This is a genomic window from Holdemania sp. 1001302B_160321_E10, from assembly GCF_015552275.1.
Classification (GTDB): Bacteria; Bacillota_I; Bacilli_A; order Erysipelotrichales; family Erysipelotrichaceae; genus Holdemania.
In genome coordinates, this window is the sequence record NZ_JADNEM010000019.1 from 71,990 (window position 1) to 79,647 (window position 7,658).

7 protein-coding genes are annotated in these 7,658 nt (G+C 49.0%); 4 read left to right on the forward strand and 3 right to left on the reverse strand.

The features are described 5' to 3' along the window. Positions 1-3 precede the first annotated feature (3 nt). The 3 genes from I2D94_RS12270 to sufC are packed head-to-tail and all read right to left on the reverse strand — an operon-like array spanning position 4 to position 2,874. Complete coding sequence (locus I2D94_RS12270; RefSeq protein WP_195397074.1) at positions 4-1,236, reverse strand: aminotransferase class V-fold PLP-dependent enzyme; 1,233 nt, start codon at positions 1,234-1,236, stop codon at positions 4-6. After that, positions 1,215-2,054, reverse strand: a complete 840-nt coding sequence (locus tag I2D94_RS12275; RefSeq protein WP_195397075.1) for a SufD family Fe-S cluster assembly protein — start codon at positions 2,052-2,054, stop codon at positions 1,215-1,217. The genes I2D94_RS12270 and I2D94_RS12275 overlap by 22 nt, the downstream gene beginning before the upstream one ends. Continuing rightward, complete coding sequence (gene sufC / locus I2D94_RS12280; RefSeq protein ID WP_039864287.1) at positions 2,047-2,874, reverse strand: Fe-S cluster assembly ATPase SufC; 828 nt, start codon at positions 2,872-2,874, stop codon at positions 2,047-2,049. Before sufC ends, I2D94_RS12275 begins: the two co-directional genes overlap by 8 nt. 269 nt (positions 2,875-3,143) lie before the next feature. Between sufC and I2D94_RS12285 the strand changes: the two genes are divergently transcribed. The 4 genes from I2D94_RS12285 (at position 3,144) to I2D94_RS12300 (ending at position 6,822) form a co-directional block, all read left to right on the forward strand. Then, positions 3,144-4,241, forward strand: coding sequence for a peptidylprolyl isomerase (locus I2D94_RS12285; protein ID WP_072684177.1), 1,098 nt, complete (start codon positions 3,144-3,146; stop codon positions 4,239-4,241). Further along, positions 4,241-5,104, forward strand: coding sequence for a hypothetical protein (locus tag I2D94_RS12290; protein WP_072684176.1), 864 nt, complete (start codon positions 4,241-4,243; stop codon positions 5,102-5,104). The genes I2D94_RS12285 and I2D94_RS12290 overlap by 1 nt, the downstream gene beginning before the upstream one ends. A 205-nt stretch (positions 5,105-5,309) precedes the next feature. Next, complete coding sequence (locus I2D94_RS12295; RefSeq protein WP_072684175.1) at positions 5,310-6,416, forward strand: DUF362 domain-containing protein; 1,107 nt, start codon at positions 5,310-5,312, stop codon at positions 6,414-6,416. 13 nt (positions 6,417-6,429) lie between these two features. Further along, entirely contained in the window at positions 6,430-6,822 is a 393-nt protein-coding gene (locus I2D94_RS12300; RefSeq protein WP_072684174.1) for an HIT family protein, read from the forward strand. The last annotated feature ends 836 nt before the right edge of the window (positions 6,823-7,658 follow it).

Below are 7,658 nucleotides of genomic sequence, written 5' to 3' on the forward strand. Positions count from 1 at the left end.
CAATCAGAAGAACAGTCCGACGCAGTTTTCCAGCGTAATTTCACTGCACGCCTGGACAAACCGGTCGACGTCCTCCTTCGTGTTATAGAAATACAAACTGGCACGGATCGTTTCCGAGGTCTTCAGCACATTGAGCAGAATTTTAGCGCAATGATTGCCGGAGCGCACAGCGATCCCCTTGGAATTCAGATATCCGGCCGCATCCTGAGCGAACACATCCTTCACGTTGAAGGCGATGATGCCGGTCGGTGAGGTCGGATTATACAGAATCAGGTTATCCAGTTTTTTCAGTTTTTCAATCGCATAGGCCTTGAGCTCATGCTCGTAGGCTTCAATCTTGTCCATGCCGATGTTTTCGAGATAGCGGACGGCCTGCTGCAGGCCGAGCACCCCTTCGATATTCGGCGTCCCGGCTTCAAATTTATACGGCGCGTCCTTTAACAGGATGTTGCCGCACATGTCAAAGCGGGCGTTGCTGCCGCCCCCGAGCATGAACGGATCGGTTTTCTGCAGCAGCTCAAATTTGCCATACAGCACGCCGATGCCGGTCGGACCGCACATTTTATGCGCGCTGAACGCCAGGAAATCTACGTCCCAGGCTTTCACATCCGTCGGCGTGTGCGGCACGGACTGCGCCCCGTCGCAGACGACGATCGCTCCGTGTTCATGGGCAATCCGCGTCATTTCCTCGATCGGTGCGACATAGCCCAGCACATTGGTGATATCCGCGACAGCGACGATCTTCACCTGCTCATGCATCGCCTTGCGGAAGTTCTCCAGCGTCAGCCGGCCATCCTCCGTCAGGGGAATGTATTCAAGCTTCGCGCCGGTTTCCTCCACAACTTTAAACCACGGCAGGATGTTGGACGCGTGTTCCGCCTCCGTCGACAGAATCACGTCGCCCGGCTTTAAATACTTCCGTCCGTAGCCATACGCCACCAGATTCAGCGACGCGCTGGCCCCGGCCGTAAAGACGATTTCCTTCGGCTGGGCATGGATAAACCGCGCCACGTCTTCGCGGGTTTTCTCATAGGCTTCCGATACCTGATAGGAAATTTCATAATCACCGCGGTGAACGTTGGTTGTCTGCTCGGTGTAATAGCGCACGACGGCGTCGATCACGCACTGCGGCTTGAACGTCGTCGCGGCGTTGTCCAGATAAACTAACGGATGCGACTGCATCGTGCGGTTGTGAAGCATTGGAAAATCCTGTCTTATTTTGAGGACGTCAAACATACTTCATTCACCTTCGTTTCAATTTCCTGAGCCAGGGCTTCCTGAAGCTTTGGATCGTCGCTGATCCGGGCGATTGGCAGCAGATAGCCGATCGTGACCAGGCGGATCGCTTCGTCTTCGCTCAAGCCGCGGCTCTGTAAATAATACATCTGGTTTTCATCCATTTGTCCGATCGTCGTCGCATGGCTGGCTTCCACGTCATTTTCGTCGATCAATAACTTCGGCAGAATCGTCGCGGTCTGCTGGGCGTCAAAGGTCAGCGCGCGGCTGGTCTGATGACTCTTGGCACCGCGGGCGCCCTTTTCGATCTTGCCGGTCGCTTCCATGCGGTAGCGTCCGCCCTGCAGGACAATGCTGTAATTCTCCATGATTCCCGTCGTCTGTCCGGCCTGGTGAATGAGATCGACGACAAATTGTTTCTGGGTCTGTGCGATCACTGCCGACTGAACCAAAGCCTCGGCCCCGCTTTCCTTCAGCAGGGTCTTGGACTGATGATCGACCATGCCCGGATTCAGCTGCACATACGCCGCTTTGAAGCGGGCGTCACGGTAAATTTCGTTGCTTTCGCGAATCGTGATCGGCGCGCTGCTCTCATTCCAATACAAGAGCGTGAGCTGGCTGGCCGCTTCCGCCCGCACCTGAATCGTCAGAGCCTCGGCTTGACGAATCCGGACGACCAGGGAGCAGGCCGTTTGCGCAGGCGCGGTCAAGGTCAGCGTCAGCGGCGCGGAAGCGTCGATGACAAGCTCGCGCAATGTTTCCTGTAAAACGACGGGGCTGACCGGACTTTCATGCAGGGTCAGCACTGTTTCAGCCATGCTTGCGGCCCCTTGCGCTGGCGGCGCAGCTGCCCAGGGTGAAGGTCAGCTTCACTTCTTCTTTGGCCGGCTGCAGATCCAGCTGTTGATACAGCCAGTCGTAGCCGTCCTGATCAATTTTCTGAACCAGCGTTTCATCGCCTTCCATGACGATCCGGCCGTTGATCAGCACGTGTGCGTGCGTCGGCTTTAATAACTGATAGAATCGTTCGTAATGCGAAACGACGATCATGCCTAAACCCGTTTCCTGCTGCATCTGCGTCACGGCGTCGGCCACGATTTTCAGGGCGTCGACGTCCAATCCGCTGTCAATCTCATCCAGCATCGCCAGCGACGGCTTCAGCATTTTCATCTGCACGATTTCGTTGCGCTTTTTCTCGCCGCCCGAAAAGCCCTCGTTGAGGAAACGATGCGCTAAATCCGGCTTCATCTGCAGATCTTTAATCGTCTTTTCCATTTCCTTAATAAAAGAGAACAGGGAAATCGGATTTTCCCGGCGGGCGTTCATCGCCGCACGCAGGAAATCGGAGTTCGTGACGCCCGGCACTTCCTGGGGATACTGCATCGCCAGAAACAAACCGGCGCGGCTGCGCTCGTCGACGCTCATCGCCAAAACGTCGCGGCCGTCGTATTCAATCGTTCCGCTTGTCACAGTATATTTCGGGTGACCCATAATCGCCGCCAGCAGCGTCGATTTTCCGTTTCCGTTAGGACCCATTAAAGCATGTATTTCATGATCAGCGACCGTCAGATCGATCCCTTTGAGGATCTCCTTGCCTTCGACCTCAACATGAAGATTTTTAATCATCAGCTGACTCATTCTCTCATCCTTTCCGCTCATGATTCGAGTTGTTATCCAGACAAAAAATGTCCAGAATGATTATAGCATATTCTGTTTCAGGATGTGCGGATTATTATCTGTTCAAACGGCTTTGCCAGGCACTCTTTCGGCCTTTTTCTTCCAGCGATGATGGAAAAAAGCGGGAAAATGGGGTTGTTCACACAAAATTCAGATAGAAAGCCTGCCGATCAAATTGCAAAGTCCCCTGAAATACCCTATAATAATAAAGTTCATTAGGAGGTACATTCATGTTACAAACACTCAAAAAGTACTGGTTTGTGTGCCTTGTTGGCGTTCTGTTAATCGGAGCCAGCATTTATTTTGCATACGACCAGAACAAAGGAAAGCTCCCAGGAAAATCAGTCGGCGGCGAGGACGTCGTATTCTCGATCGGCGATCAGGATATCACAGCCGGAGAATTCTACGACACGCTGTTTAACGAAATGGGCGTCGCCGGCGTCTATCAGTTCATGGAGAAAGCGGTCGTTGACCCGTCCATTGAAACCACGGAGGAAATGAAGACGCAGGCCCAGTCGTATGCGGATTCGATTACGGCGCAGTATCAGTCGACCTACGGCGATCAGTACAAGGAAATGCTGCTGACAGCGCTCAACGGCGTCGGCTACAGCAAGCTTTCTGATCTGACAGACTACTTCATCCACATCCAGAAGACGCAGCAGATGATCAAGGATTACATCAACGCGCATGCCGACGAATACATCCCGGCGTATGTTGAAGCGAAGAAGCCGCGGATTGTCAGCCATATCTTAATCAAGATGGATGATCCGGCCAACCCGACAGAAGAAGAAACCAACCGTGTCAACGCGGTTAAGGACGCGCTGGCCAGCGGCCGCGACTTCGGCGAAGTGGCGCAGGAGTTGTCAGAAGATTCCGGCTCTGCCGTCCAGAATGGTTCGATCGGCTACATGGACGCCGACAGCCAGTTAGTCTCCCCGTTCCTGGAAACCGCACTGGCGATGAACGAGGGCGAGGTCAGCGAATGGATTCAGACGACCTATGGCTGGCACATCATCAAGTGCGATGTTTCCGACACGGAGACGCTGAAAGGCTATGATGAGTTCTACGACGCCCTGGCGACCTACTACCCGAACCTGCAGCCGAAGGTTGTCTGGGAGAAGGCTCAGGAAATGAACCTGGACTTCAAGGGCAACGACGAACTGCAGAACAAACTGTTGATCTACATGGGCTTAAATGAAAAAGACGAACCGGAAACTCAGCCGGAAACTACGGAAAACACGGAAAATCCTGAAGGTCAGGGCGAAGATCAGAACAACGCCGAAGATCAAAACGGTGAAAACAACGGCGAACAGGGAGGAAACGAATAATGAAGAAGCTTGTTCTTTTAGCCCTCGGGGCCTTATTGTTAGCGGGCTGCAGCGATGCGCGCGCGTCCCTGAAAGATCCGAAGACAGCCGTCTTCTCCGTTGGCAATCAGACGCTGACCAAAGGCGACATGTACAACTTCATGTTGGCGCGGGATGCCGGCTATTTCACGATCAATGAAGCAAAGAAAGTTATTTTTGAAAAAGAAGTTCCAGTAACGGATGAAATGCGCAGCGAAGCGGAAGAAACGCTGAACACGTACAAGACGATGCTGGGCGATTCGTTTGCCAGCTACCTGCAGTCCTATGGCTTTGCGGATGAGGAAGAATACCTGAACAACAGTCTGTTAGTCAGTCTGCAGGCTCAGGAACTGACGAAGGTTTACGTCAACGAAAAGTTCGGCGATCTGGTTTCCCGTTATTCCCCGAAGAAAATCCGGATCATGCAGTTCACTGATGAAGCAACGGCCAACCAGGCCCTGGAACAGGTCAAGAGTGGCGCGAACTTTGAAGAAACGGCGACAAGCTTAGGCTCCAGCGTTTCCGCCGCCGAGACAATCGCAACGACGCAGAGCAGCTATGCGACCAACGTCCTGTCGACGCTGTCGGTGATCACAGATCCAACACTGACCGACGTGATCGCTGATGACAACGGCGCGAACTTCTACATCGTTCAGGTCATCGCGACGGATGCGGAAAGCTTCAAGGATGAAGCGGTCGATACGATCGCCTCGATCAGCGCGCTGTCTTCGGAAGCATCGATCTTCTATTTTGAAAAATACAATTTCACAGTCTATGATAAGACGATCTATGATCAGTTGGAATCCAACTACGCGGATTATCTGATTCAGGCAAAATCGAAGTAAAAAGAGACCTTAAACACGAAAGCCCCAGGAGCTGCAAACGCAAATTCCCAGGGCTTTTTTCTGACTTTGATCGGTGACGAAAAGATAAAAGTTTATCAATCTATGTATTTGAAAAAGGTCTGCGAATATTTTTCCAATCCGCAGGTGATCGCTGGAAATGCATTCCACTTTCCTATATAATAAGGGACATGGAGGGATAATAAATATGGAAAAAGCAAAGGTTTATACAACGAACCTGAGGACCTATGGAACGACCAGCCTGTTGGACAAGCTGGAACGACTGGTGAAACAGGCGGGAATTGAAAAACTGGATTTTCAAGATAAATATGTCGCGATTAAAATTCATTTTGGCGAACCGGGAAACCTGGCTTACCTGCGGCCGAATTACGCACATCGAATCGTAGATCTGATCAAGTCGTTGGGCGGTAAGCCGTTTCTGACTGACTGCAACACCTTGTATGTCGGCGGACGAAAGAACGCTCTGGATCATATTGAATCAGCGTATCAGAACGGCTACAATCCGTTCAGCTGCGGCTGCCACATTCTGATCGCCGATGGTTTGAAAGGAACGGACGAAACTTTAGTGCCGATTCATCAAAAGCATGTCAAAGAAGCCAAGATCGGCCGGGCAATTATGGATGCGGATATCTTCATCACGATGACTCATTTTAAAGGGCATGAATCCACGGGATTCGGCGGGACGTTGAAGAATATCGGGATGGGCTGCGGTTCCCGTGCCGGAAAGATGGAAATGCATAACAGCTCAAAGCCGCAGGTCAATCCTGAACGGTGCCACAGCTGCGGCATGTGCCAGAAGATCTGTGCCCACAGCGCCTTGAACTTCGATGAGAATCACAAGATGCACATTGATCACAGCCGCTGCGTTGGCTGCGGGCGCTGCATCGGCATGTGCAACTTCGATGCGATTGAACCGATGAACGACGAGGCTAACGATATCCTCAACGAGAAGATTGCCGAGTACTCGCTAGCGGTTATTCAGGGTCGGCCACACTTCCATATCAGCTTTGTCATGGACGTCTCACCATGCTGCGATTGTCATGCGGAGAATGATTTGCCGATCGTTCCGGATATCGGGATCTTTGCCTCCTTTGATCCGGTAGCCCTAGATCAGGCTTGTGTTGATGCGGTAAACCAGGCTCCGGTGATTGCGGGCAGCGTCTTGGATGAGCATCAGCATGATCACCACGATCACTTCACCGACACGCATCCGGATACTAACTGGCAGACGTGTCTTGCCCATGGCGAAGAAATTGGTCTGGGCACGCGTGAATACGAATTAATCCATTGTTAAGGAGGAGCTTCCCATGTGTGTATTCTGCAGCATCATCAACCATGAAATTCCATCAAAAGTCGTCTACGAAGATGATCTGGTCTTAGCGATCCTGGACATCTCCCAGGTTACAAAAGGTCATACTCTGGTTATGCCTAAGAAGCATGTCGACAATTTGTTGGAATGTGACGATGAAACAGCCGCTCACCTGATTCAGGTCGTCAAGCACTTAGCGAAACGGATTCAGGAAAAAACAGGAGCTTCGGGGATCAATATCCTGAACAACAACGGCGAGGCCGCAGGCCAGACTGTGAATCATCTGCATTTCCACATCATTCCCCGTTACAGCGAAGACGATGCGTTCGTATGCGAATTCAAAGAATCAAAAAAACAAGATCTGGATGAAGTTTTAGAGTTAGTCAAATAATCAAAACTATACGTTTATCCTATAGTTTGTTCTATCTTAGTTAGGGTTTGAAGCTTTGGAAACTTAAATATTATAGCGAATAAATACAGTCTTCTCAAACTAGCGCCTCGGCGCTTTTTTTATTTAGTTTTAAAGTCGTAGATATTTCCTTATTTATAAATTAAATTAGCAATGTTTAGAACATTTAATATTAATGAAGTTATTGTTATAATTATTTCTAAAATGTAATAATTATATTTTATTTGATCTTTACTAAGTTCTGAAATATAAGTTATACACTCTTGAATTTTGTTTTTATCATTATTAATCTCAGCAATGTTAAGATTCTCCTCTAAGCTTTGTAATTTAACCATTTTCCAATAGAAAACCATTCTATTAATATAAATTTTGGGTAAAATTGTTATTACTATGCATGTAAAAAAGCTAAGAACTACTAATGTAACTGTTAATAATTGAAAATTAATCATTCCAGAAATTTTAGAAACCATATTCGAATTATCACATAACAATGTTGTTATATACAAACAATTATACAGTATAGATACTATTAAAAATGTAAGTGAATTCTCTGAAGAATGACTGACTAATTGCTGAATTTCACTAGAACATGAAGGTAGATAATTATTGTGCTTCAGATCATCTAATTTTAGTGGTTCTATAAATTTTGGTGTTGGTAGAAACCAACGCCTTTTTTTCTTGAGCATAAAAAAAAGAGACATAGGTAAGAATTTCCGTTACAATAAAATCACCACAAATTACAGAAAGGAAATCTCACTATGTCCATTACTCATTCTATCGCATCTGTTCTCAGTTTAAAAGACCCTCATCTTCATTTC

What these genes read in the sequence shown, in the direction of transcription:
- I2D94_RS12285 (WP_072684177.1), top strand. Translation starts at nt 3,144, where the DNA reads ATGTTACAAACACTCAAAAAGTACTGGTTTGTGTGCCTTGTTGGCGTT.
- I2D94_RS12300 (WP_072684174.1), top strand. Translation starts at nt 6,430, where the DNA reads ATGTGTGTATTCTGCAGCATCATCAACCATGAAATTCCATCAAAAGTC.
- I2D94_RS12270 (WP_195397074.1), bottom strand. Translation starts at nt 1,236, where the DNA reads ATGTTTGACGTCCTCAAAATAAGACAGGATTTTCCAATGCTTCACAAC.
- sufC (WP_039864287.1), bottom strand. Translation starts at nt 2,874, where the DNA reads ATGAGTCAGCTGATGATTAAAAATCTTCATGTTGAGGTCGAAGGCAAG.
- I2D94_RS12290 (WP_072684176.1), top strand. Translation starts at nt 4,241, where the DNA reads ATGAAGAAGCTTGTTCTTTTAGCCCTCGGGGCCTTATTGTTAGCGGGC.
- I2D94_RS12295 (WP_072684175.1), top strand. Translation starts at nt 5,310, where the DNA reads ATGGAAAAAGCAAAGGTTTATACAACGAACCTGAGGACCTATGGAACG.
- I2D94_RS12275 (WP_195397075.1), bottom strand. Translation starts at nt 2,054, where the DNA reads ATGGCTGAAACAGTGCTGACCCTGCATGAAAGTCCGGTCAGCCCCGTC.